General features: G+C 66.4%; 29 protein-coding genes. 16 read left to right on the forward strand and 13 right to left on the reverse strand.

Features of this window, described 5'->3' with window-relative positions:
- Window positions 1-20 precede the first annotated feature (20 nt).
- Complete coding sequence (locus tag AC1RLU_RS14290; RefSeq protein ID WP_492796348.1) at window positions 21-980, reverse strand: acetyltransferase domain-containing protein; 960 nt, start codon at window positions 978-980, stop codon at window positions 21-23.
- A 122-nt stretch (window positions 981-1,102) separates the two neighbouring features.
- Here AC1RLU_RS14290 and AC1RLU_RS14295 point away from each other — a divergent pair, with 122 nt between their 5' ends.
- Both AC1RLU_RS14295 and cysE read left to right on the forward strand, forming a co-directional pair.
- The gene (locus AC1RLU_RS14295; RefSeq protein WP_492796349.1) at window positions 1,103-1,870 is read left to right on the forward strand and encodes an alpha/beta fold hydrolase; all 768 of its coding nucleotides are present in this window, start codon (window positions 1,103-1,105) and stop codon (window positions 1,868-1,870) included.
- A gap of 187 nt (window positions 1,871-2,057) precedes the next feature.
- Complete coding sequence (gene cysE, locus AC1RLU_RS14300; RefSeq protein ID WP_492796350.1) at window positions 2,058-2,906, forward strand: serine O-acetyltransferase; 849 nt, start codon at window positions 2,058-2,060, stop codon at window positions 2,904-2,906.
- Between the two features lie 5 nt (window positions 2,907-2,911).
- Here the strand turns inward: cysE and AC1RLU_RS14305 are convergent, their stop codons facing one another.
- The gene (locus tag AC1RLU_RS14305) at window positions 2,912-3,802 is read right to left on the reverse strand and encodes a LysR substrate-binding domain-containing protein (protein ID WP_492796352.1); all 891 of its coding nucleotides are present in this window, start codon (window positions 3,800-3,802) and stop codon (window positions 2,912-2,914) included.
- A 126-nt stretch (window positions 3,803-3,928) separates the two neighbouring features.
- Here AC1RLU_RS14305 and glyA point away from each other — a divergent pair, with 126 nt between their 5' ends.
- Window positions 3,929-5,251 carry a serine hydroxymethyltransferase gene (gene glyA, locus AC1RLU_RS14310; protein WP_492796353.1) on the forward strand — a complete coding sequence of 441 codons (1,323 nt, stop codon included), beginning with the start codon at window positions 3,929-3,931 and terminating at the stop codon, window positions 5,249-5,251.
- Here glyA and AC1RLU_RS14315 read toward each other — a convergent pair.
- Complete coding sequence (locus AC1RLU_RS14315) at window positions 5,248-5,586, reverse strand: hypothetical protein (RefSeq protein ID WP_061967040.1); 339 nt, start codon at window positions 5,584-5,586, stop codon at window positions 5,248-5,250. The genes glyA and AC1RLU_RS14315 overlap by 4 nt on opposite strands.
- 58 nt (window positions 5,587-5,644) lie before the next feature.
- Window positions 5,645-7,060 (reverse strand): serine hydrolase domain-containing protein, encoded by a 1,416-nt coding sequence (locus AC1RLU_RS14320; protein ID WP_492796355.1) that lies wholly within the window; start codon window positions 7,058-7,060, stop codon window positions 5,645-5,647.
- Window positions 7,061-7,190: 130 nt separating this feature from the next.
- Between AC1RLU_RS14320 and AC1RLU_RS14325 the strand changes: the two genes are divergently transcribed.
- The gene (locus tag AC1RLU_RS14325; RefSeq protein WP_061967041.1) at window positions 7,191-7,403 is read left to right on the forward strand and encodes a DUF3126 family protein; all 213 of its coding nucleotides are present in this window, start codon (window positions 7,191-7,193) and stop codon (window positions 7,401-7,403) included.
- Between the two features lie 120 nt (window positions 7,404-7,523).
- Here AC1RLU_RS14325 and AC1RLU_RS14330 read toward each other — a convergent pair whose 3' ends face one another.
- A complete protein-coding gene (locus tag AC1RLU_RS14330; protein WP_061967043.1) occupies window positions 7,524-8,243 on the reverse strand; it encodes a hypothetical protein in 720 nt (239 codons plus the stop codon).
- Between the two features lie 243 nt (window positions 8,244-8,486).
- Here AC1RLU_RS14330 and AC1RLU_RS14335 point away from each other — a divergent pair, with 243 nt between their 5' ends.
- Together AC1RLU_RS14335 and AC1RLU_RS14340 are read left to right on the forward strand one after the other, a co-directional pair.
- The gene (locus AC1RLU_RS14335; RefSeq protein WP_061967045.1) at window positions 8,487-8,813 is read left to right on the forward strand and encodes a DUF6949 family protein; all 327 of its coding nucleotides are present in this window, start codon (window positions 8,487-8,489) and stop codon (window positions 8,811-8,813) included.
- Between the two features lie 54 nt (window positions 8,814-8,867).
- Window positions 8,868-9,398 carry a gamma carbonic anhydrase family protein gene (locus AC1RLU_RS14340; RefSeq protein WP_492796358.1) on the forward strand — a complete coding sequence of 177 codons (531 nt, stop codon included), beginning with the start codon at window positions 8,868-8,870 and terminating at the stop codon, window positions 9,396-9,398.
- Window positions 9,399-9,542: 144 nt separating this feature from the next.
- Here AC1RLU_RS14340 and AC1RLU_RS14345 read toward each other — a convergent pair whose 3' ends face one another.
- The gene (locus AC1RLU_RS14345) at window positions 9,543-10,178 is read right to left on the reverse strand and encodes a transglutaminase-like cysteine peptidase (protein WP_091856605.1); all 636 of its coding nucleotides are present in this window, start codon (window positions 10,176-10,178) and stop codon (window positions 9,543-9,545) included.
- Between the two features lie 366 nt (window positions 10,179-10,544).
- On the opposite strand from AC1RLU_RS14345, the gene AC1RLU_RS14350 reads away from it, so the two are divergent.
- The gene (locus AC1RLU_RS14350) at window positions 10,545-11,183 is read left to right on the forward strand and encodes a glutathione S-transferase family protein (RefSeq protein ID WP_492796360.1); all 639 of its coding nucleotides are present in this window, start codon (window positions 10,545-10,547) and stop codon (window positions 11,181-11,183) included.
- A gap of 39 nt (window positions 11,184-11,222) precedes the next feature.
- Here the strand turns inward: AC1RLU_RS14350 and AC1RLU_RS14355 are convergent, their stop codons facing one another.
- A complete protein-coding gene (locus AC1RLU_RS14355) occupies window positions 11,223-11,837 on the reverse strand; it encodes a PilZ domain-containing protein (RefSeq protein ID WP_061967052.1) in 615 nt (204 codons plus the stop codon).
- Between the two features lie 60 nt (window positions 11,838-11,897).
- Window positions 11,898-12,467, reverse strand: a complete 570-nt coding sequence (locus tag AC1RLU_RS14360) for a PAS domain-containing protein (protein ID WP_492796362.1) — start codon at window positions 12,465-12,467, stop codon at window positions 11,898-11,900.
- Window positions 12,468-12,876: 409 nt separating this feature from the next.
- On the opposite strand from AC1RLU_RS14360, the gene AC1RLU_RS14365 reads away from it, so the two are divergent.
- Window positions 12,877-13,689, forward strand: coding sequence for a rhomboid family intramembrane serine protease (locus AC1RLU_RS14365; RefSeq protein WP_492796364.1), 813 nt, complete (start codon window positions 12,877-12,879; stop codon window positions 13,687-13,689).
- A 175-nt stretch (window positions 13,690-13,864) separates the two neighbouring features.
- Entirely contained in the window at window positions 13,865-14,296 is a 432-nt protein-coding gene (locus AC1RLU_RS14370; protein ID WP_061967056.1) for a CBS domain-containing protein, read from the forward strand.
- Between the two features lie 24 nt (window positions 14,297-14,320).
- Here AC1RLU_RS14370 and AC1RLU_RS14375 read toward each other — a convergent pair whose 3' ends face one another.
- The 3 genes from AC1RLU_RS14375 to folE form a co-directional block, all read right to left on the reverse strand.
- Window positions 14,321-15,298 (reverse strand): patatin-like phospholipase family protein, encoded by a 978-nt coding sequence (locus tag AC1RLU_RS14375; RefSeq protein WP_248309128.1) that lies wholly within the window; start codon window positions 15,296-15,298, stop codon window positions 14,321-14,323.
- A gap of 202 nt (window positions 15,299-15,500) precedes the next feature.
- A complete protein-coding gene (gene hisI / locus AC1RLU_RS14380) occupies window positions 15,501-15,908 on the reverse strand; it encodes a phosphoribosyl-AMP cyclohydrolase (RefSeq protein ID WP_492796365.1) in 408 nt (135 codons plus the stop codon).
- 170 nt (window positions 15,909-16,078) lie between these two features.
- Window positions 16,079-16,723, reverse strand: a complete 645-nt coding sequence (gene folE / locus AC1RLU_RS14385) for a GTP cyclohydrolase I FolE (RefSeq protein ID WP_492796366.1) — start codon at window positions 16,721-16,723, stop codon at window positions 16,079-16,081.
- 184 nt (window positions 16,724-16,907) lie between these two features.
- Here folE and AC1RLU_RS14390 point away from each other — a divergent pair, with 184 nt between their 5' ends.
- Window positions 16,908-17,354, forward strand: a complete 447-nt coding sequence (locus AC1RLU_RS14390) for an iron-sulfur cluster assembly scaffold protein (protein ID WP_492796368.1) — start codon at window positions 16,908-16,910, stop codon at window positions 17,352-17,354.
- Between the two features lie 7 nt (window positions 17,355-17,361).
- Here the strand turns inward: AC1RLU_RS14390 and AC1RLU_RS14395 are convergent, their stop codons facing one another.
- A complete protein-coding gene (locus AC1RLU_RS14395) occupies window positions 17,362-18,108 on the reverse strand; it encodes a phosphatase PAP2 family protein (protein WP_492796369.1) in 747 nt (248 codons plus the stop codon).
- A gap of 119 nt (window positions 18,109-18,227) precedes the next feature.
- Between AC1RLU_RS14395 and yidD the strand changes: the two genes are divergently transcribed.
- The 6 genes from yidD to AC1RLU_RS14425 all read left to right on the forward strand — a co-directional run bounded on the left by yidD (window position 18,228) and on the right by AC1RLU_RS14425 (window position 25,055).
- Window positions 18,228-18,557 (forward strand): membrane protein insertion efficiency factor YidD, encoded by a 330-nt coding sequence (gene yidD, locus AC1RLU_RS14400; protein ID WP_091856612.1) that lies wholly within the window; start codon window positions 18,228-18,230, stop codon window positions 18,555-18,557.
- 65 nt (window positions 18,558-18,622) lie between these two features.
- On the forward strand, window positions 18,623-20,620 hold the full coding sequence (thrS, locus tag AC1RLU_RS14405) for a threonine--tRNA ligase (protein ID WP_492796371.1): 1,998 nt from the start codon (window positions 18,623-18,625) through the stop codon (window positions 20,618-20,620).
- 115 nt (window positions 20,621-20,735) lie between these two features.
- The gene (locus AC1RLU_RS14410; protein ID WP_492796372.1) at window positions 20,736-22,025 is read left to right on the forward strand and encodes a DUF2157 domain-containing protein; all 1,290 of its coding nucleotides are present in this window, start codon (window positions 20,736-20,738) and stop codon (window positions 22,023-22,025) included.
- Window positions 22,025-22,642 (forward strand): GDYXXLXY domain-containing protein, encoded by a 618-nt coding sequence (locus AC1RLU_RS14415; RefSeq protein ID WP_492796374.1) that lies wholly within the window; start codon window positions 22,025-22,027, stop codon window positions 22,640-22,642. The genes AC1RLU_RS14410 and AC1RLU_RS14415 overlap by 1 nt, the downstream gene beginning before the upstream one ends.
- A 440-nt stretch (window positions 22,643-23,082) precedes the next feature.
- Window positions 23,083-24,309 carry an OpgC family protein gene (locus AC1RLU_RS14420; protein ID WP_492796376.1) on the forward strand — a complete coding sequence of 409 codons (1,227 nt, stop codon included), beginning with the start codon at window positions 23,083-23,085 and terminating at the stop codon, window positions 24,307-24,309.
- Between the two features lie 23 nt (window positions 24,310-24,332).
- The gene (locus AC1RLU_RS14425; protein WP_162766518.1) at window positions 24,333-25,055 is read left to right on the forward strand and encodes an SGNH/GDSL hydrolase family protein; all 723 of its coding nucleotides are present in this window, start codon (window positions 24,333-24,335) and stop codon (window positions 25,053-25,055) included.
- A gap of 15 nt (window positions 25,056-25,070) precedes the next feature.
- Here the strand turns inward: AC1RLU_RS14425 and AC1RLU_RS14430 are convergent, their stop codons facing one another.
- Window positions 25,071-26,000: an RgsD C-terminal domain-containing protein gene (locus AC1RLU_RS14430; RefSeq protein WP_091856616.1), complete on the reverse strand. Its 930-nt coding sequence runs from the start codon at window positions 25,998-26,000 to the stop codon at window positions 25,071-25,073.
- Window positions 26,001-26,155 lie beyond the last annotated feature (155 nt).

A 26,155-nucleotide genomic window follows, 5' to 3' on the forward strand; every position in this document is an offset into this window, starting at 1 on the left:
CGCCAGTGCGCTGTTTCGCATCAGCGCCCGTCGCGAAGGCAACCCTGGGCGAGTTCGGTCATCCGGGTGCTTTCCTGCGGCGAGAGCAGGTTGTCGAGCGCCTTCTGCCAGAGCTTCTCGCGCTTGAGCCCTTCGACGGTGCAGGCGCAGACCATCCGGCAGACCTGCTCGGGGGCATTTGGGCCGGCGCAGCTGCGCTGGCAATCGGTCCGGAAGGCACGCTCTTCCGGCGAGGGCGGGGCGATGACCTGTGTTGCCAGCATCAACGTGCCGATGAAGAGCGGCTGGTGGACGAGATAGACCAGCAGGCTGTGGCGCCCGCCCCAGGCGACGATTCGGGTCGCCTTGCTGCCGGGGCGCCAGCCAGCGAGCGCCGTGCCGGCCAGGCGCGGCAGGATGAGGCGGGCCAGCACGATGCCGCTCAACACGCAGCCGAACCAGGGGAAGACCGGCACGAAATCGGCCGTGTGGATTTCCGCGCGGGAGAAGCCGATCCAGGCCGCCCAAGGCTGGTCGAGCAGCGGATGGGCGACGAAGGAAGGCAACGCAAAGGCGACTGCCGCAGCGAGCGCGACGACGATGGTCGGCAGGCGCAGGAAGGGCAGGGCGAGCAGGCTCGCGACCGCGACATGATGCAGGATGCCGAAGAAGATGAACTCTCCCGGCATGAACCGCCAGGTGCCGAGCGTGACCAGCGCGGCCGCGCCCGCGACCATGGCGAGGCGCTTGAGATAAGCCGTGCTGTCGAAGCCCTTGCGCGTCGCGAGGACGAGGCTGAAGCCGACGATGGCGAGGAAGGTGCCGGCGATGCCGCGCGCGAACAGCCGCCAACCCGGCTCGGCGACGATATCGGTCTCGATCAGCCGAAAACTCGAGAGATCATAGGCGAAATGATAGACGAACATGGCCAGCAGCGCGAGGCCGCGGGCGATGTCGACGATGGCAAGACGTGACGATTCGCGAATGGCGGGCTGGGTCATGTTCATCGTTCATCATGGCGGGCGCTCATAAGCAAGCCGCACCATGGCGGGTACACAAACCGGTTCGACCGTGGCAGGGAAAGAGCACCGTTCCGATCGTCCGAGCTGGACCCAAGACCCGCATGCAGAGCTTTTCTTCCGACGGCGTGAAGATCGCCTTCATCGACATGGCGCCGACCAGCGACGAGCCGAAGCACCGCACCGTCGTGCTCGTCCATGGCTTCGCCTCCTCGCACATCATCAACTGGGTCAATACCCAGTGGACGAAGGCGCTGACCCATGCCGGCTATCGCGTCGTCGCGCTCGACGATCGCGGCCATGGCGAGAGCGAGAAGCTCTACGATCCCGCCGCCTATTCCTCGCAGATCATGGCCGAGGATGTGCGCCGATTGATGGACCATCTCGACATCCCGCGGGCGGCGGTGATGGGCTATTCGATGGGCGCGCGGATCTCGGCGCATCTGGCGCTGGCGCATCCGCGACGGCTGGAGGCATTGCTGCTCGGCGGGCTCGGTATCCATCTGGTCGAGGGCGTCGGGCTGCCGCTCGGCATCGCCGATGCGATGGAGGCGCCTTCGCTCGATGGGCTGACCGACCCGATGCAGCGGATGTTCCGCGCCTTCGCCGAGCAGACCAGGAGCGACCTCAAGGCGCTCGCGGCCTGCATCCGCGGTTCGCGCCAGACGTTGACCGCCGAGCAGGTCGGCCAGATTTCGATGCCCACGCTGATCAGCGTGGGAACAAAGGACGATGTGTCCGGCTCCGGTCCGGAACTGGCGAAGCTCATTCCCGGCGCCGAGGCCTTCGACATCATCGGGCGCGACCATAACCTCGCGGTCGGCGACAAGAGCCACAAGCAGGCTGTCCTCGACTTCCTCGCGCGTTTGTGAGAATCCCACGAATGAATAGAGGCAAACCGGAAAAGCGGGCGACGCCAATGTGTTGTCGATCTTCCCTGAAATTCTGATTCCGCTGTCTCGCTTTTCGATTCAACACCGGTCCGGCCTGAGCTTTTGATGCGGACGCCTGCTTTGGGTAGGCTGTCCTTCCGCCGACCAGCATTTCCGGAGAATGACTATGCCGTCAGGGCGCTCCGCCGTGGAAGCACGTGACTTCGCCACCGGACTCGACCGGGTCGATCCCGTCTGGACCCGCTTGTGCACTGAAGCGGAAACGGCCGTCGCCGCCGAGCCGGCGCTCGGCACGCTGATCGTCGCGTCTGTCCTCAACCAGCCGAGCTTCGAGGCCGCCGTCGCCCATCGCGTCGCGGCACGGCTCGGCCACCCCGCCGTGACCGCAGACCTGATCGAGCAGGGTTTCGCCGAGGCGATGGCCAGCGACGAGACGATCGGCGCCGGCATGCGTGCCGACGTGATGGCCGTGCTCGACCGCGATCCGGCCTGCTACCGAGTGCTCGAACCGGTGCTGTTCTTCAAGGGCTTCCATGCGCTGCAATGCCACCGCCTGGCGCATTGGCTCTGGAAGCAGGATCGGCGCGATTTCGCGCTCTATCTGCAGGCGCGTTCCTCCGAGGTGTTCCAGACCGACATCAACCCGGCGGCGCGGATCGGCAAGGGCATCTTCCTCGACCATGCTACGGGGCTTGTCGTCGGCGAGACCGCGGTTATCGAGGACGACGTCTCGATGCTGCACGGCGTCACGTTGGGCGGCACCGGCAAGCAGGGCGGCGATCGCCATCCGAAGATCCGCAAGGGCGTGCTGATCGGCGCCGGCGCCAAGATCCTCGGCAATATCGAGGTCGGCCAATGCAGCCGCGTCGCGGCCGGCTCGGTTGTGCTCCAGCCCGTGCCGCGCAACAAGACCGTGGCGGGCGTACCGGCCAAGGTGGTCGGGGAAGCGGGCTGTGCCGAGCCCTCGCGCTCGATGAACCAGACGTTCGCCGGCGATTGCGGCGCCTATATCTGACGCGCTCAGCCGGCCGAGCCGGCGAGCCAGTCCATGATCTCGGCCCGGCGCGGATGCGCGCCGGCAGCCGTGGCCGCCGCGAGCGTCAATCGATCGACCGTCGGCATGGCCTGCGGGAAGGGCGCGACGAGCCTGCCCGACGCGAGATGAGGGCCGACGAGACTCATCCGCCCCATCAGGATGCCTGAACCCGACAGGCAGGCATCCAGCGCTAAGCTGTAGAGCGAGAACGCCGGGCCACGGCTCGGATCGATCTTCGTGCCGGGTACGGCGAAGGAAAGCCAGCGCGCCCAGTCGCTGCGCCAGACTGCATCGTGCAACAGTGTCTGCGTGACAAGGTCGGCTGGTGCCGCGAGCTTTGCAGCGAGAGCGGGCGCGCAGACCGGCAGGATCGCGTCGCCCGCCAGTTGAAGGCCACCGCTGGCCGGCGCGTTTTCCCGATAGAACAGCGAGAGATCATAGGGATCGCGCTGCGGATCGGGCGGTTCCTCCATCGCCGAAATCGAGATCTGCAGGGCCGGGAATGCGGCCTGGAGCGCCGGCAGGCGCGGCGAGAGCCAGAGCTGGGCGATGCAGGGCAGGGCGGCGATCGTGAGCGGCCGGTGCGGCTGGGCATCGCGCAGCGCCTGCACCGCCTGTCCCAGCATGTCGAAGCCGCGCGTCAGGCGGGGCAGGGCCTCGCGCGCCGCATCGGTCAGGGTGACGCCCTGCGGCAGACGGCGGAAGACGGCGAAGCCCAATGCCGCTTCGAGCTGCCTGATCTGCTGGGTGACGGCGCCGGCCGTGACGCCGATCTCGTCGGCCGCCTTGGCGAAGCTCTCCAGGCGCGCTGCGGCTTCGAAGGCCCGCAAGGCATTGAGTGAAGGCAGGCGCGGGCGCGGCGGCTTGACCGGCAAGGTGAAACTCCAGGTCGAGGCTGAGAATTTCTCAGCCTGCGAGCGATGAATACTCGTTTGCGCGCGGGCCGGCAAACCGCTGTTATGGCGGTACTGCGGGATTGGGCGGTTCGGGAGACAGGCGAGATGACGGCACTGGGCAGGCGCGATTGGGTTCCGCAAGCGAGCGAGGATTACGTGCTCAAGATTGCAGGCGAGACGGCAAGCCAGCCGCTCGATGCGATCGCGGCGCGGATCGATGCGCTGGCGACCGAGAACCGGACGATCCATGAGCGCGACTGCGTCAACCTAAACCCGGCGACGAATGTCATGAATCCGAAGGCCGAGGCGCTGCTCTCGGCGGGAATCGGCGCGCGGCCCTCGCTCGGCTATCCCGGCGACAAATACGAGATGGGGCTGGAGGCGATCGAGCAGATCGAGATCATCGCCGCCGAGCTCGCCGCCGAGGTGTTCGGCGCGAAATATGCCGAAATCCGCGTGCCCTCCGGCGCCATCGCCAATCTCTACGCCTTCATGATCGCGGCCAAGGCTGGCGACTGCATCATCGCGCCGCCCGGCGAGATCGGCGGGCATGTCACCCATCACGGCGCCGGCGCGGCCGGGCTCTACGGCATCGTCACGCATCCCGCGCCGATCGATCCGGTTCGTTACACCGTTGATGTCGAGAAGCTCCGCGCCGACGCATTGCGCCTGCGTCCGAAGCTGATCTCGATCGGCGGCAGCCTCAACCTGTTCCCGCATCCGATCCGCGAGATTCGGGCCATCGCCGACGAGATCGGCGCGATCGTGCTGTTCGACGCGGCGCATATGTCCGGCATGATCGCTGGCCATGGCTGGCAGCAGCCCCTGGAGGAGGGCGCCCATCTCATGACGATGAGCACCTATAAGAGCCTCGGCGGCCCGCCTTCGGGGCTGATCGTGACCAATGATGCCGAGATCGCCAAAAAACTCGACGCCATCGCCTATCCCGGCCTCACCGCCAATTTCGATGCCGCGAAATCGGCTTCGCTCGCCGTTTCGCTGCTCGACTGGAAGGCGCATGGCCGCGCCTATGCGCAGGAGATGGCAAAGACGGCCAAGGCTTTGGCCGAGGCGCTGTCAGAGCGGCAGGTGCCAGTCTTCGCCCGCGACCGGGGCATGACGACCTCGCATCAGTTCGCGATCGAGGCTGCTGCTTACGGTGGCGGGCAGGCGGCGGCGAAGAAGCTGCGCATGGTCAACATCCTCTCCTGCGGCATCGGCCTGCCGTTGCCCGCGGTCGAGGGCGATGTGAACGGGCTCAGGCTCGGCACGCCGGAGATCGTCCGCTTCGGCATGAATGCGGCGGATATGCCAGAGCTGGCGGGTTATATCGCGGAAGGGCTGAACGGCTCGCGCCCGGCCGAAGCCGTGGCGAAGGACGTCACGGCCTTCCGCGGGCGGTTCCGCAATCTGCATTTCATGCGCTAGGAATCGTTGCCCGGCGCAAAGAAGCAGAGCAATTCGCCGGAATCATCGATGCAGAGATGCCAGCGGCCGTCCGGCGATGGCTTGGCCTTGTCCTGCGGGATTTCGAGCCGCAGCGGCTGCTTGCGCTCGCTCGACCACATCGGATGCTTGCCGGGCGCGATCGTAACGACGAAGCCGCCGGTGACTTCCTGCACGGCTTCCGCCTCGATCGGGGAGCAGTCGGAATCGAGGCAGCAATAGAACGGATAATCCCAGCCGCTCGGCGCCTGATGGGCGAGCGCGACCGTCGCTCCCGAAACCAGGACAGCAGCGATCATCGAGGCAAGAACACGCATCGGCCAGCCCTCGCGATGGAGGCTGCGACCGGAAGGCGGCGAATGCGTGGCGGACGGATTATGCGCCCGTTCCGCCGCCGTAGCGCTCTTCCATCTCGGCGCGCATGGCGTCCGCGCTGAGCAGGCGTGATCCCGCCATCCTGACCGAGCGAATGTTTGCTCCGTCCCGCTCCAGGGTGACGGTCTCACCAGGGCTGTGGAAGCCCGACGCGTGGACGATGCGACCTTGATCGGGAGTTTCGACCGCGATCTCGGCTGCGTCGAGGAAGGGCGTCAGCAAAGCCGGAGCGGCGCAGAGAACGCGGTCGGCGACGGGCACGAGATCGGTCGCACCCCAGAGCGTCCACCAGCGGCCGGTCCAGTCCTGCGTCTTGGCCGAGGGGGCGCCGCGCTCGGCGAAGGTCTTGAGGATATGGACGACGCCATCGAGCCAGGGATGGGCGAGGCCGTCGGTGGCGTTGGTCAGGACCGAGATCGTCAGATCCTGCTTCGGGAGGATGGCGGTGCGGGTGATGAAGCCCTGGAAGCCGCCGGAATGGCCGACCCAGCGCCAGTCACCCTCGCCGCCGGAAATCGTGCCGAGCCCGTAATGGCGGCCGAGGCTGGATTCGTCGTCCGGCCAGAGCCGGCGGGTCATCTCGCGGCGGCTCTTGGCCGAGAGGATGCTGCGCTCGGCATTTGGCGAGAGCTGCGCGAAATAGCGCGCGACGTCGGCGACGGTGCCGACGAAACCGGTGGCGGACGCCATGGCATGGCAGTGATTATCGGCCGGGATGACCGCGCGCCGGCCGAGCAAGTGCCTGCCGCTATGCCCCTTCGCCATCGGCCGCGGACCCCAGAGCCCGATATCGGGTTTGGTTTCGGTGAGACCGACCTTGGCGACGACTTCGTCGGTGATCCATTCGTTGTAGCTCTGGCCGGTCACGGCCTCGATGACGAGGCCGAGCAGGGCGAAGCCGTGGTTCGAGTATTTGAAGCGCTGCGAGCTCGGAAGAACCGGCGGCTTCGCGAGGTCGGCGAGCAGCTCCGCCTTGCTGCAAAAGGGCTTGCGGTCGAGGAACTGCCCGGCATCGGGGCCGTCGCGGGTCAGGCCGGCGCTGTTGGAGAGAACCTGTCCGATCGTGACTTTGGCGACCTCCGGATGCAAACCGTCGATCAGGCTGCCGACCTCGTCGTCGAGCCGCAGGCGGCCTTCGTCGACGAGGCGCAGGATGCCGGCCGAGGTGAAACTCTTCGAATGCGAGGCGATGCGGAAGCCGTGGCGCGGCGTCAGAGCTTCGCCGGTCGCGAGGTTCGCGGTGCCGAAGGCGGCCTCCAGAACGACTTCGCTGCCATCAGAGATCGCAACCGCGCAGCCTGGCTGGTCATGGTGGCGGCGCTGGAAATCGAGCCAGGTCGCGACATAGTCGAGGGCGGGAGCAAGCCACGGCTTCATGATCTCAGGTCCGTCACGGTTCCGGAAGAGTGTGAGCATCGCACGATTCCGCCGATGCCGGACAACCACCGGAAAGGCTGGCCGGCCATGTTCACGGCGGTTGCTTTCGCTTGCCCTTCCCGGCCTGTCGTGGCATCGCTCCCGGCCAATTTCGAAAGGACCCAGGACCGTGGACAAGACCGAACTCGCCAAGCTCGAAGGCTATCTGCGCCGCACCTTCAACAACCATGCGATCAGCGTACGCGCCCGGATGAAGAAGAACGACTCGGCCGAGGTTTATCTGGGCGAGGAGTTCATCGGCATCATCCATGTCGACGACGAGGATGGCGACCGCTCCTTCAACTTCACCATGGCGATCCTGGACGTCGATCTCGAGGACTGAGACGACGGCCGTCAGGCTCGGGCTCGACCCGAGCACCTCGTGACCATGAGGTTCCGGCGCCTCTTGCTACCTGAAATTCTCGGGCCTGCGCCCCGCTTCGCCCGAGAATGACGTGCAATCCTACCGGATCAGCCCGTCGAGCGTCCGCCGGACGCCGCCCAGCATCACGGCCCAGTCGGCGATGATGGCGCGGGGAAAGCGGATGTTCACGTCCATGCCGCGATGCTGGAAGGTAATGCGGCAGGGCTCGTCGAGCCCGGAGCCGGTGTCGATCGGGCAGCGCGCGGCGAAGCCCTTGCCATCGGGGACGGAGACGTAGAATTCGTCGTTCTCGAAGGGCGAGCCCTTGCGGAAGCCGCGCACCACGAGGCCGCCGGGATTGGACCAGACGGTCGGTGTCAGGAAGCGGGCATAGGTGGCGAGCTGCCGCGCCGGCTCGTTGACCCGGTCGGGCGGGCTCAGCGTGACGAGGAGCCGCTTGCGGTTCTCCGGCTGGGCCGGGCCGAGGCTCGGCCAGTCCAGGCGCAGCCGGACCATGCCGACGAGCCGGCTCGTATCACCGTCATCATCGATCCCGGAGAGGTCCTTCGGGATCATCAGGGCGACATCGCCGACGCGGGCCGGCTGCGGCACGGCTCCCGGTTCGTCGCGGCGATGGGTCAGGTAGACGGCCAGCGCCGTCGCCAGCACGCCCGCCGTCAGGATCAGCAGCACCGCCTTCAGCAGTGCACCATCCGCGCGCGGAAGCGGGGCAGTCTGCCGCTGCAGGCGCATGCGCACCATCGAGGTCAGGTGGGCGGCCTGGTGGCCGGGCCGGTGGTAGGGCAGCGATGCGGTCATCCCGGTGCCTTGCGCGCTAGGCTCGTTATCGCATTTTCGTCGTCGCGGACCTTTGGTTCCTCACGCGAACCGGTGCCCACTTCGTTCGAAAATGCTTTCGTCGCGACCACTGAATCACCGACGGCTTAACGCGCCGTAAACCATGACCGCGCCGGTACGGTTAACCATTGGTTAAATCTGTCCTTCACAGGTCGCAGGCCATGCGGCAGGCTCGGGCGTCGCTCTGGTCGAGAGTTCGCGTCCGTGACCATCCAGCCTTCCGCCGTCGAGGCGCTCCAGTCCCTGTTCCTCGGCTTCGCCTTCGCCGGATTGCTGGCGAGCGCGTTCGAGCTGTTCACGGCACGGCGCGCGGATTTCAAGCTGCTGCAGGCGGGCGGGCTCGCTGCCGTCGCCAGCGTGCCGGTGGTGGTCTTCTGCGCGCCCTTCCTGATCCTGCGCAACACCGTGCACAGCCGGCCGTCGGACGGGAAGCCGTTCGCCTTCGTGATGCTCGCGAGCATGACCGCCGCGATCTGGAGTCTGGCCTCGGGGCGGGTCGTGCTCGACCTGCTGCATTTCCTCGGCGCTTGACGACGGGCGCCGCGGGCCTGCAATCCTGAGGGCTCGAACCGTCAGGACAAGCCGATGCCCCTTTATGCGCTCGATGGAACCAGCCCCGAAACCGCCGAGGCCGGAGACTGGTGGCTCGCACCCGATGCGCATGTCATCGGCCGGGTCAGGCTGGCGGCCGGGGTTGGGATCTGGTTCGGCGCGGTGCTGCGTGGCGATAATGAATGGATCAGCATCGGCGAGGGCAGCAATATCCAGGAAGGCTGCGTGCTCCATACCGATATGGGCTTTCCGCTGACGGTCGGCGCCAACTGCACGATCGGCCATCGCGCCATCCTGCATGGCTGCACGATCGGCGAGAACAGCCTGGTCGGCATGGGAGCGACGGTACTCAACGGCGCCAGGATCGGCCGCAACAGCCTCGTCGGCGCCAATGCGCTGGTGACGGAGGGCAAGGAATTTCCCGACAACGCGCTGATCGTCGGCTCGCCGGCCCGCGCGATACGGACGCTCGACGAGAAGGCAGCGGACGGGATCACGGCCTCGGCGCGCGCCTATGTACAGCGCTGGCGGCAATTCGCGGCCGGCCTGCAACGGCTGGATTGAAGCCAAAAACGCAGCGGGCCGGCTTCCCGATGTGGAAAGCCGGCCCTTGGCGAAACCCGATCCCTTGGGGACGGGTGGGTGGGGACGTGACCGAGCCTCGCCGTCCTTATCGCCGCAGCCGACCTGTGGCCGCGGCAGTCTTCCTCAACGCTGCACCGAGGCGACCGTCGGGGTCTGCGCGCCGCCGAGCGAGGTCCAGCCCGTGCGGTACTGGGACTCGCGCTTGACATAGACGTAACCGGTCTGGCTCCAGGGCAGGATGGCGTTGCGCTTGTTGTCGAGGATGAAATCGCCGCGATCGGTGCGGATCATCAGCACGGCGTGGCCTGCATTCTCCTCATCGATCACCACGGTGACCAGCATGGCGCGGCGGGGGAGACCAGCTTCGGCCAGGCGCTTGCGCTTCAGCAGAACGTAGTCCTCGCAATCGCCCTTGCCGTCGGTCGGGATGTCCCAGCGGTCGACGAGGCCCCAATGATCCTCGTCGGTGATCGCCTCGATCTCGCGATTGATCGTGTTGTTGACGGCGACGATCGTCTTCCAGAGCTTGGAGTTCACTTCGATCCGCTCGGCCTCGCGGGTGTCGACGCGGCATTCCGACGGCATACGCTTGCAGAAATCCGTCCAGGCATAGGGTGCACGGGCGTCGCCGGAAGCATCGGCCGGAAGGCTCGCCACCGGGATGCCGGCCGAGCCCTGAGCCTGAGCCGAGGTCGCGCCGGTCATGACGACCATGGCGGCCAGTGCGGTACCAATCAGATTGCGATGGAGTGAGAGCATGTCGTCCCCTTTCTGTCCCGGGGAGACGATGCGCGGCGGCAGATGGATTCGAACTGAAATGGAAACGTACAAATTTATGTATTCGGCCGTCACGGCAGCCAAGTAAAAATCAGGATCAACCTTGTTCGAAATCGGAAGTAATGATTCGATGCGATCGAATAACCAGTCGTTAACCGTTAATTGTTCGTTGTGCTGAAAGGGTCGATTAACCTACTCAATCGTTACCGCGCTGAGGCGGCACGGAGGGCGTCGGGTGGTTCGCCGAATCCGGGGCGTAGCCGTGGAGAGGGCCGCGAGATCGAGTGGAACGCCAGCCTGCGATGAGGAATTGTTCCCGACCGACTCAGGTTCGAAAGGCTCGCCGCTATGACTGCACTGACGATCTGGACCTATGATTGGGTGCCCGAGGGCGTGTGGGGTTTCGTCCGCGACCTCAGGCTGAGATGGGCGTGCGAGGAGGCCGGTCTCGCCTACGGCGTTCGCACCATCCCGTTCGACGGTCGCGAGACCAACCATCTCGCGCGTCAGCCCTTCGGTCAGATTCCATTCTTGGACGATGGCGACGTGAAGCTGTTCGAGAGCGGGGCAGGCCTGCTGCACCTGGCCCGGAAAAGCGAGACGCTGATGCCGGTCGATCCGATCGGGGAAGCGGAAACGCTGCAATGGACGCTGGCCGCGCTCAATTCGATCGAGATGGTCGCCGTGCCCTGGTGGTTCCTGACGGTCTCTGGTGCCGCCGACAATCAACTGACGGGATGGCTCGGCATGCGCCTCGGCCAACTCGAAACGCTCTTGGGCGAACGCGAGTGGCTCGCGGCCGGCCGCTTCACCGTCGCGGATCTGCTGATGGCGGATGTGCTGCGGGTCGAGAAGCTCCGCGCCTTCGGCGACCGGCCGGCAACGGAGGCGTATGTCGCCCGCATCACCGATCGCCCGGCCTTCCGCAAGGCCAAAGCCGATCAGACCGCCTTGTTCAAGGCTGCCGACGCGAAGCGGCGTGCCTGAATGTGATGCGGAAAGGGCAGGAGGCCCGCAAAGCGGGCTTCAGAGCTCCAGGTTCTCGTCGAGCAGATCGGCCGAGAGCGGGAAGCGGAATTCGGCGGCGTAGCCGCCGTCGAAGCGGCGCACGACGCGGGCCGGCGTCGTGCCGAGGCGAACCGGCGTGTTGATCGGCAGGTCGAGATCGCTGGAGAAGGCGGCGCCCGAGAGCGAGATGTCGATGATGCGGACGATATGCTCGGTGCCGTCATCCATCATCAGGACCGAACGCGGATTGCGCGGCACGATGCGCTCGTGGCGGCGATCCTCGGGCAGGCCGAGCTCTTCGCGATTGGCGAGCCAGGTCAATTGTGCCGTGAATTTCTCGCGCTTGCGGCTGGTCGCGGTGATGGTCATCGCGAAACCTTCGGCCGTGGTGCGGACGCAGGTGCCTTCGATGCGGCCGAGATGCTCGAGATAGACGATGACGCGTTCGCCGGGCCGGGCCTTGGCCGGCGCCGCGAGATGGACGCCGCCAGGCGAAATGTCGATCGACTGGCAGGGATATTCCATGCGGTTCGGCAGCATGTAGCGCCCCAGCAGCACGACCTTCATGCGGAAATGCCGCCTGCGCTCAGCAGGGAAAGCAGCCGCACGGGGCGTTTTGAGGGCGCTCAACATCAATTCCCGACCTGGATTCCGGGGTGATCCTAGGCGGGTTGGGTTAACGTAACGTTCAGATCAAGCCCGCCCGCCCGGTAATACCACGAGACGGGGCGGTTCGGCACGGCGCTGCGTGGCGGGTAGGCGTGCGGCCGCCGCGGGCCAGAGCATCCTGAGCGAGATCATCCGCATCGATTCGATGGTATCGAGGCCGAGCCAGTCCGGCGACAGGGCAGGCGAGAGCGCGCCCAGCACGCGGGCATGGGTGCGGCCCCGATAACGCAACGGCAGCAGCAGCAGTTCGAGATAGATCGGGGTGCCGGTCGCCGACTTGCCCGAGAGACCGGCAACCGCCCCTGCGCTCTCGTCCATCACGGTCTGGACGAGGCGGCGCATGTCGCCCTGGGCCTCGACATCGGCCCAGAGCGCGGTGAAGGCCCGGCCGCGCAATTCCCGGCCGATCAGGGCGCAGAGTCGCGTCCCTGCGAGCCGGAAGACCGGGCCGATCGGCTCGTTCTCCAGCACGAAGGTGTCGGCAAGGGCGTGCCGCAAGGCCCCGGGCTCGATCTCGCCGCGCTCCGGCGCGGCCCGGTCGCCGCGCAACCCGTCCCAATATTCGAAAACCAGACGTGTGCTCGCGTTCTTCATCCTGTGCCCATATTGCCGTCTGTCTCTCCCCGGAGCGGCCTCGCGTCCGAAGATGACGCGGATCCGTTCGAAAGGAGGACGAATCAGTCCCTCGGAAGATCGCTGACGCATTCGCCGTGCCGTCTTGCCACCGCCGCCTGAGTCGGGGGAGGCGGCAGGGTCGTTAGGGTTAATCAAGTGTTGCGATTGTGGATGATCGTTAAAATGCGCATCAATTGCCCCGGAATTCGCGGGTGCGGACAGCATGCGCGGCACGAGGTGGAGGGGGGCGTGAGCCAGCCGCCCGGCACGACCGGGCGGCCTCACAGCCGGCGAAAAAGGGGACGGCGCGAGCTGCTCCCCTTTTTCGTTGAGTCGGGGCCGCCGGCCGCTTGCGCCGCGCCGGTGCTTCGGCAAGTGTGACGGTCGCATGGCTTCCCACGATCCTTCCCCGCCGCGGCGCGAGCCCGTCTTCAACCTGCCTTCGGTCGTGGTCTGGCTGCTGGCGGTCCTGGTCCTGATCCAGGCCGGCCGCTCGCTTTTGTCGGATTATGACGATTACGTGCTGATGTCCTGGCTGGCCTTCGTGCCGGCGCGATTGACGCTCTGGCTTTCGCCGGGCCGGATCGACGACGTCGTCGGCGCGATGGCGCAGTCCACGGCAGGACAGGACGTGGTCGAGCGACTGCAACTCGTCAGGCTCCTGCTCGCCGATGGCGGGGTCCGCCTCTGGACGGTCCTGACCTATGGCTTCCTGCACGGCTCCTGGCTGCACCTTGTCTCCAATGCGGTCTGGCTCGCGGCTTTCGGCAGCCCGGTCGCGCGACGACTCGGACCTGGCCGCTTCCTCAACCTGGTGGCGCTGGCGACCATCGGCGGGGGGCTGCTGCACTGGTGGTCACGCGATCTCGACGTGCTGCCGCTGGTCGGTGCCTCCGCCGGCATTTCGGGGGCGACGGCGGCAGCGGTCCGCTTCGTCTTCGCGCCGGGCTTGCGCTTCGGCGAGCTCGGCGACGACGCGGTCGTCAAGGCGATCCCGGCCGAACCGCTCGGGCAGCTCTGGCGCAACTCGCGCGCGCTGCTGTTCATCGCGATCTGGTTCGTGACGAATATCCTGTTCGGCGCCGGGCTCGTGCCGATTTTCGGCGAGGAGACCAGCATCGCCTGGGAAGCCCATATCGGCGGCTTCGTCGTCGGGCTGCTGCTGTTTCCGCTGCTCGACCGGGGCCAGCAGCGGCGCTGACAAGAGCGGCCCCGGTCCGCTTCCCGCGATCTTGCCTGCGTCATGGTCTTCGCCCACACTCGCTTCATTGCGAAGCACTTCCCGAGCCAGCCGGCATGGAGAGTCTTGCCGGCGCTTGCGGAGTTCCAGCGAAACCGCGCGCCGGAAACGGCGCGCCTGCGAGGAGGGATGAGCCATGAATGTCGAGCAGTTGCTGAGCGGCAAGGGACATGATGTCATCTCGATGCAGCCGCATCGGACGCTGTCCGAGGCGATCCGCACGCTGAGTGAGAAGCGCATCGGTGCCGTGATCGTCATGGGGGCGGATGGCGCGCTGGTGGGGATCCTGTCCGAGCGCGACATCATCCGGGCGCTCGGCGAGTTGGGCGGCGCGGCGCTGGAGAGCGCGGTCTCGCGCTCGATGACCTCGAAGGTCGTGACCTGTCGGCCGCAGACCAGCGTCGACGAGCTGATGGAGATCATGACGACCGGCCGCTTCCGCCACGTCCCGGTGGTCGAGAACGGGCGCGTCACCGGCATCGTCTCGATCGGCGACGTGGTGAAGCACCGGGTCGCCGCGATCGAGGCCGAGAGCCAGGCGATGCGCGACTACATCGCCATGGCCTGATGTCAGCTGCGCGGCCGGAGGGCTTCAGCTCTCCGGCGCGATATGGTTCGCGGCAACGAGGGTCGCGATGTCGTCCAGGGCCCGCCGTGCCGCCTGCCGGCCGAGCTCGATGGTCTCGCCGGCGCGGTGGAAATCGAACAGGCCGATGCGGCCGAGCTTCGGGCCGATCATCACGTCCGGCGGATCGCCCGCCAGGCGCGAGCGCGAAATCCGGTCCTGCGTGATGTTGAAGGCGTCGATCATCACGCCGGCGAGGCCGGGACGGTTCTCGGCCGGGCGGCCGACGATGTTGCGGACGCGCTTGGCCGCGCCGCTGATCCCGTCATACCAGCGCGGCTCCGGCTCGACCCGCAGCTCCGGCACGAGCGGATCGGGGTCGGAGCTCTGATCCTGGATGGTCGTGCCGCGGCCCGCGAGATCGCTGTTGAGGTTGACGCAGATCACGACATCGGCGCCGAGCGCGCGCGCCGCCGTGACCGGGACCGGGTTGACCAGTGCGCCGTCCATCAGCCAGCGTCCGCCGAGCTTCACCGGGTCGAAGATGCCGGGCAGCGCGTAGGACGCCGTCAGCGCCTCGACCAGCGGGCCATGGGTCAGCCAGATTTCGTGGCCGAAGCCGAGCTCGGTCGCGACGGCGACGAAACGGCGATCCAGCTCCTCGATCCGGATACCGTCGAGATGCTGTTCGAGCAGGCGCTTCAGGCGGCCCCCCGCGATCAGCCCGGCGCCGCCGATATGGAAATCCATCAGGCCGACGATGCGGCGCTTGGTCATGCTGGTGGCGAATTCGCTGAGTTCGGGCAGCTTGCCCGCGGCAAGGCAGCCTCCGACCACGGCGCCAATCGACGTCCCGGCGATAACGTCTGGGCCGAAGCCGGCCTCGATCAGCACTTCGAGAGCGCCGATATGGGCCCAGCCGCGCGCCGCACCACCGCCGAGCGCAAGGCCGATCTTCGGCCGGACCAGAGCCGGCTGGCCCTCGACCGGGCGCATGTCATTCATTGCGGCACCACCTCCGCCGAGACCAAAGGCTCGCCGCGCGACACCATCCCACCGCATGGGCTTGTCCCTCCGTGGAATGAGAGGGTCGCAGAAGCCGATGAGCGAAAGATGAACGGCCAGCCTCCGGCCATTATCGCCTCTCTTTGACGGATCCGTGAAGGCGTGCCGGCGGCATCGACGATGTGCGCCGGCTTCAATCCGGTCAGTCGCAAACGATCAGCGGCTTGTCCGCTTCGTTTCGCAGCGGCTGGACCCGGTAGAAGCAGGAGCAGCGCCCGGTATGGCAACAGCCGCCGTCGCCGGCGACCTTCACCTTGATCCAGAGCGCGTCCTGGTCGCAATCGACTCGCATCTCGACGATGGTCTGGATCTGGCCGGAAGTCGCACCCTTGTGCCAGAGTTCCTTGCGGGAGCGCGACCAGTACCAGGCCTGGCCGGTCTCGATCGAGCGTTTGAGCGCCTCGGCATTCATATGGGCGACCATCAGCACCGCGCCGCTATCGGCCTCCGTCGCGACGACCGTCACCAGGCCGTTCGCGTCGAAGCGGGGGCTCAGCACCGTGCCCTCCTCGAGGGCGTGCTTGTCGGGCGCGGTGGGGAAAAGGCTCATCTCGGCTCCGTCGGGAGATCGTGCTGCAGCATGACCCTGCGGTCATTCTCGGGCGGAGCGAAGCGCAGACCCGGGGAATCTCTTGCAGGAAAGGGCGCTTTCTAGTCCTGAGATGCTCGGGTCAAGCCCGAGCATGACAGCTTGTCCAAGATGGCGGACAACCGAGACCGCTACAGCCCCGGTGATTTCACCATGGTGAAGAAGCGGACCTGCTCGGACGTGTCGTCACGGAAGATGCCGCGATATTGCGATGTCATGGTCGAGGAGCCCTGCTTCTGCACGCCGCGCATCGACATGCACATATGCTCGGCCTCGACGAGGACGGCGACGCCGCGCGGCTCCAGAACCTCCTCGATCACGTCGGCGATCTGGGCGGTCATCGTCTCCTGTGTCTGCAGGCGGCGGGCATAGACATCGACGATGCGGGCGAGCTTCGAGAGGCCGACCACGCCCTTCGACGGGTAATAGCCGATATGCGCCTTGCCGACGAAGGGCACCATGTGGTGCTCGCAATGCGAATAGAACGGGATGTCGCGGACGAGGATCATGTCGCGATAGCCCTCGACCTCCTCGAAGACACGGTCGAGGATATGGCGCGGGTCCTCGGCATAGCCCTTGTAGAATTCCTTGTAGGCCTTGGCGACGCGTCGCGGCGTGTCAGCCAGGCCCTCGCGCGACGGATCGTCGCCCGCCCAGAGCAACAGCGTGCGGACAGCGGCCTCGGCCTCTTCCTGTGTCGGCTTGCGGACCAGAAACTTGTCGGCGGAGGGGCTGATAGCCCCCTCGACGGACAAGGACTTAACCACAGGGATCATGTGGTGCCTCCCGTTGGGACGATGGAGCCTTGCGAACCGCCCCTTGAAGGCTGCGGCTGCTCGGCTGGTGCGACAAGTTTGATGCCTCACGGCGGAAGAGGTTCCCATGCCCTCCCGTTTTGCGGCGATCAACCTTATATTGGGTTCTGGTGCCGGTCATTCCAGACCGGCGAGAGATCGAACCATGCTGGACGACGTCTACAACAAGCGCATCCTCTCGCTTGCCGCCAATATCCCCCTGCTGCAGCGCCTGTCATCGCCCGATGCGACGGCGCGCGCCCATTCGAAGCTATGCGGCTCGACCGTGACAGTCGATGTCACCATGGAGGGCGATGTCGTCACCGGTTTCGGCCATGAGGTGAAGGCCTGCGCGCTGGGGCAGGCCTCGTCCTCGATCATGGCGCGCCATGTCGTCGGGTCGACGGCGGCGGAATTGCGGGAGGTGCGCGAGCAGGCGCGCGCCATCCTGAAGGACAATGCCGAGCCGCCCGAGGGCAAATGGGCCGATCTCGCCGTGCTCGTGCCGGTGCGCGACTTCAAGGCGCGCCATGCCTCGACGATGCTGACCTTCGACGCAGTGGTCGATGCGATCGACCAGATCGAGGCGAAGCGGCGCGAGGCCGCGGCCTAGCCGTTTTTCACTTCACGCCGAAGGCGACACGGATTTCCGGCAGGGTCTCGTCGAAGCGGGCCTTGAAGGCGTGGTCCGCCAGCAGGGCCTTGGCGACGGCGCGGCCGACCTTGTCGCCGGCAACGATATCGCTGGGATAGTGGAAGCCGCAGATCAGGCGGCTCTCGTCATAGCTCTTTACCCGTTCTTCCAGTTTGTCCGACAGCTCGGGGATCGCCGCCTTGAGAAGTTCGGCATAGAGGGCTGCGGTCGCGGCATGGCCGGACGGGAAGGAGGTGCCGACCGGCCGCGCACCGGGGCAGGGCTTGACCCGGACCTTGGCCCAGAGCTGGAAGGGACGCTGGCGGCTGGTCAGGCGGTTGACGCTCTTCAGGAGGATACCGAGCTCGACCTGCGCCTCGCGGAACAGCAGCCGCACCTCGCGATGGGTGTTGTCGACATAGCCAGTGTCCATGCCGTTCAGAAAGTTCACCAGGGCCTGACGCTGGTCCGCGATCGCGGCCTTCTCGCGCTCGGGCGTGCGGTTCAGCACGATCTGCTGGACCTGTTCGAACTCTGCCTTGCCCTCGGGGCTGTTCTGCGCCGGCGGCAGGCCGATGATATGGGCGATGTCGAGCTTGGCGCCGTCGAGCCAGAGCAGGTAAGGCCGCTGCTGGGCGGAAGCCGGCACGGCGAGGCCGAGGCCGAGCGCCAGTCCGGCACCGAACAAGGCTTTGCGAATGGGGGCTTGGCGAAAGCGAACGGCGCGCATCATGTGTCCGGTGTCGAGCAAGGGAAGCGGTTCTGGTGACGGCTGAACGGAACGAAGCAGACGATCTATTTCAGCGTCTTTTTGTTAAGCAAAGATGTTCGCGCTTGCGAAAGGCAGCGCTTTTGCCTCGGAAAGCCGCTCATATCGCGATTCGTGGCTATCAGCTCAGCCTTTCGATGCTGGTCGGGCGGCATTGCCGGCACTGGCCGAGCTGCTCGGCCTATACCGACGAGGCGATCCTGCGCTTCGGCTTGTGGCGCGGCGGCTGGGTTGGTTTCGCGCGGATCTGCCGCTGCAACCCATGGGGCACCAGCGGCGTCGACATCGTCTGCGAGGCATTGCCGCCCGATGCGAGGTGGTATAGGCCATGGTCCTATGGCCGCTGGCGCGGGACAAACGTGCCGGCGGCTTTCGATTCCGACGCCGAACCGACTGCGGGCGGCGGAACGTAACCCTCACATTCGCAGCCGGTCTGACTTACGGGGTCCGTATCCCCGAGTGAGCAGGAGCACGATCGATGACGATCTCCCTGACATTTCCCGATGGCGCCAAGCGCGAATTCCCCTCCGGCATCACCGGGGCCGAACTCGCCAAGGGCATTTCCCCCTCTTTGCTGAAGCGCACCGTCGCGATGGCGCTCGACGGCACGGTCGTCGATCTCGCCGACCCGATCACCGCCGATGCGAAGATCGAATTCCTGAACCGGGAAGACCCGCGTTCGCTCGAACTGATCCGGCACGACACCGCCCACGTCCTTGCGGAAGCGGTGCAGGAGCTGTTTCCGGGCACGCAGGTGACGATCGGCCCGGTGATCGAGAACGGGTTCTTCTACGATTTCGCCCGCAACGAGCCCTTCACGCCTGAAGACTTCCCAGCGATCGAGAAGAAGATGCGCGAGATCATCGCGCGCGACAAACCCTTCACCAAGGAGGTCTGGAGCCGCGACAAGGCCAAGGATTTCTTCGCCGGGAAGGGCGAGGCCTACAAGGTCGAGCTGGTCGATGCGATCCCCGCCGACCAGACGCTGAAGATGTACGCGCAGGGCGACTGGATCGATCTCTGCCGCGGCCCGCACATGACCTCGGTCGGCAAGGTCGGCAATGCCTTCAAGCTGATGAAGACGGCCGGCGCCTATTGGCGCGGCAACTCCGACAACGCGATGCTGACCCGCATCTACGGCACGGCCTTCGCGAAGCAGGAAGAGCTCGACGCCTATCTCAAGCAGCTCGAGGAGGCGGAGAAGCGCGACCACCGCAAGCTCGGCCGGGAGATGGACCTGTTCCATTTCCAGGAGGAGGGGCCGGGCGTCGTGTTCTGGCACTCCAAGGGCTGGCGCCTGTTCCAGGAGATCATCGCCTATATGCGCCGGCGCCTCGCCGCCGACTATGAGGAGGTGAATGCGCCGCAGATCCTCGACAAGTCGCTCTGGGAGACCTCGGGCCACTGGGGCTGGTACCAGGACAACATGTTCGCGGTGAAGTCGGCCTCGGCCTTCGAGAACCCGGCCGATGCCGAGCGCGACCATCGCGTTTTCGCACTGAAGCCGATGAACTGCCCCGGCCATGTCCAGATCTTCAAGCACGGTCTGAAGAGCTATCGCGATCTGCCGATCCGGCTTGCCGAATTCGGCAATGTCCATCGCTACGAGCCGTCCGGCGCGCTGCATGGGCTGATGCGCGTGCGCGGCTTCACGCAGGACGACGCGCATATCTTCTGCACGGAAGAGCAGCTGGCGGCCGAATGCCTGAAGATCAACGACCTGATCCTTTCGGTCTATGAGGATTTCGGCTTCACTGACGATCTCGTCATCAAGCTCTCGACGCGGCCCAAGAAGCGCGTCGGCTCCGACGCGGTCTGGGACCATGCCGAAGACGTCATGACCAAGGTGTTGGAGCGGATCGCTCAGCAATCCGGCAACCGGATCAAGACCGAGATCAATCCGGGCGAGGGCGCCTTCTACGGGCCGAAATTCGAGTATGTGCTGCGCGATGCCATCGGTCGCGACTGGCAATGCGGCACGACGCAGGTCGACTTCAACCTGCCGGAGCGCTTCGGTGCCTTCTATATCGGCGCCGATGGCGAGAAGAAGCAGCCGGTCATGGTCCATCGCGCCATCTGCGGCTCGCTGGAGCGCTTCACCGGCATCCTGATCGAGCATCATGCCGGGCATTTCCCGCTCTGGCTGGCGCCCGAGCAGATCGTCGTCTGCCCGATCACTTCCGAGGCGGACGCCTATGCCGAGGATGTGACGATGGCCCTGATGGGCGCCGGTCTCAGGGCGCGCGCCGACCTGCGCAACGAGAAGATCTCGTACAAGGTGCGCGAGCATTCTCTGGCCAAGGTCCCGGTCATCCTCGCCGTCGGCAAGCGCGAGGCCGAGGAGAAGACCGTGACGGTCCGCCGCCTCGGCAGCCAGGCGCAGACGGTGATGACGCTCGACGAGGCGCTTGCGGCGCTCGGCCAGGAGGCGCTGGCGCCGGATCTGGCGCGCCGGAAGGCCGTGAAGGTGGCCTGACGACTTGCCGCCCAACGATTGTCATTCCGGGGCGCGCGTAAGCGCGAACCCGGAATGACAAAGGCGTTTGCGCGCCCCTAGCGAATCCTGGCCTCGCCATGCCAGATTGCCGGCGATGCTGACAGGCTCCTATCGCAAGCGGCTCGAAGCCGATCTTCCCCGCTGGGTCACTGAGGGCTGGCTCAGCGCCGAGAATGCCGGCGCGATCCGACGTTCGGTCGCGCGTGAGCAGGGCGGCATCCGCCTGCCTGCCGTTATCGGCCTGCTCGGCGGTCTGCTGATTGCGGCGAGCGTCGCGGCGTTCGTCGCGGCGGGCTGGGAGGATATCCCGCGCCTCGTCAAGCTTGGCATGATCCTCGCGGCCATCGCGATCTGCATCGCCTATGCGTTCCGGCTGGAGCGGCAGGGATCCCCGCGCGGCGCCGATGCCGCCGTGACCTGCGGCGTGCTGATCTTCGGCGCGGGCTTGGCACTGGTCGGCCAGATGTACCATCTGCCGGCGGACTGGCCGGGCGGGGCCCTGCTGGTGGCGCTCGGCGGCCTGATCGCCGCTGTCCTGATGCGCTCGAACGGCGCGCTGGCGATCGCGCTGATCGCGATCTGCGCCTGGAGCGGCGGGCGCTGGGAGGAGGCGCGCAGCGGCGCCCATCTTGGCTTCTTCATCCTCTATCTGCCGGCTCTGTGGCTCTCGCTGTCGCGCGATAACCGGCTGGTGCATCACCTCGTTGTGCTCGCAGCCGCTGCCTGGCTTGCGATGGCGCCGGGCTATGGGCTGTTCGACCGCTTCGATTACGGACTGCTGGCCTATGGGCTGGCGCTCGCCGTGTTCTATGTGGCGCTGGGGGCGCTGGCGCTCGACCGGGGCCTGCCTTCGGTGCTCACTGCCTGCCTGCCCTGGGGGCTGCTCGGGCTGGTGCTGGTGCTGAACACGGAGCTGATCCGCATCCTCGACCGCGACGAGGCGCGGGCGGGACACGCCTTCCGCTTCGTCTTCCTGGCCTATGCGGTCGCCATTCCCGTCGTCGCCTGTCTGGCCGGCTTCGCGCGGGAGCGGCGTTTCGCCTGGCCGCTGGCGGCGGGCCTCGCCTTCGCCTTGCTGGTGCCGGCCGTGTTCTGGACCGGCATCGTCACCGCCATGGCCGGCAAGATCATCGTCGCGAGCCTCGTGCTGCTGACCGCGACGGCGCTGGTGGTGGCCGGGTCGGTCGGAGGCATCAGGCGATTGGTGCTGGCCGGCTCGGTGCTGTTCGGCGTCGCTATCCTGATCCTCCTCTGGCAGACGATCGGGACATTGCTCGACCAGTCGCTGTTCTTCCTCGTTGCGGGCGCGGCGCTGCTGGCGATCGCCTCCGGCGCGCGGCGGCTCTTCGCCCGCCTCAACCCGCCTGAGAAGGAAGCTGCCTGATGCGCGCACTTTCGGCCGACAGCCTCGTCGCCAAGGTGCCGCTGCTCTGGCGCGCGCTGGCCACCGCATTGCTGCTGGGGCTCGTCCTGCTCGCGCTGGTCGAACAGCGGGCGCGCATCCTGCGTGGCGGTGCCGAAATCCGGCTGCGGAGCGTACCGGTCGATCCGCGCGACCTCTTCCGCGGCGATTACGTCATCCTCTCCTATCCGATCAGCACGGTGGAGACCGACGCCGCCGGCAAGGCCGAGTTCGAGCGTGGCGAGCGGGTCTATGTCAGCCTCGGCCGCGACGAGCAGGGCTTTGCCAAGGCAATCGGCGTCACGCGGGATTGGCCGAAGGCCGGCGACGGCACGGTGGTGATCGCCGGGCGTGTCACAGCGACCTCGGCCTGCGCCACCAATGCGAACGGTGATGTCGATTGCAGCGGACGGCGCAACCGCCTGCGCATCGCCTATGGGCTCGAGAGCTATTTCGTGCCGCAGGGCGAGGGCAAGGCGATCGAGACCACCGACAAGGCCCGGATCGAGGTCGTGGCTGCCGTCTCGTCGTCGGGCGAGGCCGCGATCAAGCGCCTGTTGATCGATGGCAAGCCGGTTTACGCCGAGCCGCCATACTGAGGCGCATTGGCCGTTCGCATGAAGGCGCTGCGGTCTCTTAAAAGAGCGAGTCATCCCGGACGGAGCGAAGCGGAGATCCGGGATCCATTCCTGAACCTCAACCGGAAGCGCTCCGGCATGGATCCCGGGTCAAGCCCGGGATGACCCGCATATTTTCCTTGAACCTCAGCGGGCTCTGAGAGGCACCCGGCATCACATTGCCGTGTCGTCCTCGCCCCGTCTCAACCCTGCCGCAAAGCCGCTCATGATCCGCCACACGCGCTTGTGACAACACGCCGCGTGACGCGAATCCTCAGGAGTTATATGAACGGCAGATGAACAGGTTCGACAACGAACGTTCATCTTGAGAGCGGCGAGCCGGGAACAGTCATCGGCCCGCCAGCGTTTCGATCCTGAATTCCGGCCTGCTGACGGCAGCCTCGCTGAAGGGCTTGCATCCCGTGTCCTCTCATACTTCGTTCAGGCGCTTCCTGCTTCTTGGCCGACCGGCCGTGGACGCGGTGCTGGCCGCGCCGGGGCGGGATGCGCGGATCGACGTGATCCGCGGGCTTTCCCTGCTGATCATCTTCATCAACCACATGCCGGGAAACGTGGTCTCGGCCTATATGCCGCATAATTTCGGCTTCTCGGACGCAGCCGATATCTTCGTGCTGCTGGCCGGCGTTTCGGCGACGCTGGCCTATGGCGGGCTGATCGAGCAGCGCGGCTTCGCGGTCGCAGGCCTGAAGCTCGGCGCGCGGCTCTGGACGCTCTACATCGCCCATCTCGCGGTGTTCATCATCGTCTGCGGCGTCGTCGCCACGGCGGTGACGCGGACGCAGAACCCGCTCTATATCGAGGCGATCAACATCCAGCCCTTCTTCCGCGACACGGTCGAGGCGCTGATCGGCGCGCTGACGCTGACCTACCAGCCGTCCTATCTCGATATCCTGCCGCTCTATATCGTGCTGCTGGTGCTGTTCCCGGTGATCTACTACGCGGCGCGGCTGAGCCCGCTGCTGACGCTGGCCTGCTCGCTGGCGATCTGGCAGATGGCGCTCGCCTTCGAGCTCAACCTGCCCAATGGCAATGCCGGCGTCTGGTTCTTCAATCCCTTCGCCTGGCAGGTCATTTTCACGCTTGGCATCGTCATCGGCCGGGCGGCGCAACTCGGCATCCGCGCGCCGCGCCTGCCGTGGCTCGACGTCGCGGCGGTCGCCTTCATCGTTTTCGCCTGGGTGGTGAAGACCTCCAGCGGCAATCCGACCGGTATCGCTGCCCTGAACGACTGGTTCGATTCCGTGCAGCTCGGCTCGGACAAGACCAATCTCGCCTGGACGCGCATCCTGCATATCGGGGCGCTGGCCTGGCTGGCGATCCGCTGGCTGCCGTCGGGGATGGCGCTGGCGAAGGCTGCGCCCGGCCGCATGCTCGCCAATGCCGGGCAGAATTCGTTGCATGTCTTCTGCGCGGGTGTCGTGCTCTCGATCATCGGGCAGATCCTGCTGGCGGAAACATCCTTCGATCTGGGCGTTCAGTTGCTGATATGCGCCGGTGGCGCTACAATTCTGACAGGGTTAGGGATTTTCCTGTCGTGGTACCGTTCGATCACGAAACGCGGCGCAAGCGCCGAGACGGCCCCGGCCCGTGGCGCACCGCCAGCGCGGCCTTCCTTCTCCTCGCACTGAATTCCGCGGCGGGCGCGGCGCCGATGCCGCCGCCGCCCGATATCCGCTGCCGTGCGGAAGCGGCCAAGACCCTGTTCCAGCCGCGCCTGCCCGCGGCGCGCAAGGCCCTTCAGGAAACCGGCCGCCTGACTGTCGTGGCGCTGGGCTCCTCGGCGACTGCGGGTTCCGGTGCCAGCGCCGACGACAAGAGCTATCCGGCCGTGCTCCAGGCGGAATTGCGCCGGCGCCTGCCCGGGGCGGAGGTCAGGGTCGTCAACAAGGGCGTCGGCGGCCAGTCGGCCTATGACATGCTGCTGCGCATGCAGGCCGACGTCGTCGAGGAGAAGCCGGCGATCGTGATCTGGCAGACCGTCATCAACGATGCGATCCGCGATATCGGCGAGGAGAAGCTCGCCAAGATCCTGCGCAAGGGCGTGGGCAAGGCCCGCGCCGCCGGGATCGAGATGATCCTGATGGATCTGCCCTGGCTGCCGCGCGAGGGGCGCTACCCGCATTACGACGATTACCGCGCCGTGCTGGTGAAGACGGCGCAGGATCAGGGGGTCTCGCTCTTCCCCCGCTATGCGATGATGAAGGGCTGGTCGAATTCGCGCCAGTTCACGCCGGAGGAACTCGTCGGCATGGACGGGCTGCATCTGGTCGATGCCGGTTACCGCTGTTTGGCGCTGCGGCTGGCCGACGGGATCGTCGCCGGAATCGGGCCGGTGAGGATCGAGACGGCCGGCAAGGGAAAGCCGACGAACTGAGGCGGGTGCCTCGGGCTACTTCGCCAAAACCTCGATATCGCGGTCGCTGCCCGACTCGACCTTGAAGTCGCGGGAATAGACCTGCCCCTCCTGTCGGGCGATCAGCACATAATCGCCCTCCGCCAGAATGACCTGCGGGAAGGCGCCGATTGCCTCGCGGATGACGTCGCCGCCCGGGGTCAGCACACTGAAGGCAGTGCCGGCGAAGGCTTCACCGCCGGCACTGGCGACGAGCTTCAGCGTGACCTTGGCGGCGCGGTGATGCAGCGTCGCATCCGTTACCTTGCCGTTCTCGACCTTCACATCGGCGCGCTGGATCGCGTTGGAATCTCCGTAGGTCGAGACGACGTGATAGGTGCCCTCCGGCAGGCGGATGATCTCGCCGGCCTTGGCGCCGTTCGTGATCAGCCGACCTTCCGAGTTGCCCTGCAAGGGCACGAAAACCGAGAAGGACAGCAGCGTCCCCGGGATCGGGGCATCGCCGATCGAACCCGCGAGCGAGAGCGCGCCGGCGCTGATCTGGACCTGATCGCGCAGTCCCTGCTGGCCGAGGCTGACACGCTTCGTGCCGCTGGCGAAGCCGTAACCGGCATGAACGGTGTAGTTGCCGGGCGGCAGCGAAAAGGCGGGCTCCGGCTCGGAGGAGCGTGCGACGATCCGGGGCGACGCACCATCGACGCTTTCGCTCACGACGCGCCAGTTCAGCCCCGAGCGGATCGGCTTGCGGTCGGCCGCGAACTGGGCGGAGACGGAGAGGCGCGCCAGTCCGTTCGGCGCGACCGGCTGCCCTTGCATGGGGGCGGGGGCAGGGGTGTCTGCACCGGGGCCGGGATCGGGAGCCTGGGCGCCGGCGAGATTGGGCGCAAGCAGGACGGCCACGGCGAAGACGGCGCCCGCAAGGCGGCGGCCAGCTTCAAAACCATTTGGATTTTTGTCGTGTCGCATTCTCTTCACGCGAACCGGTGCCCACTTCGCCTGAAAATGCTCCAATTCAAGCATGCTTTTCGTCCTCGGCGGCTCTGCGGCGATGTATGAGCAGCTCCGCTTGTCCTCATCATGGCGAAGGAATAGGTCAATTCCAAAGCCACTGTCCGGATGTT

This window comes from Allobosea sp. GW822-FHT05A11, assembly GCF_058800455.1.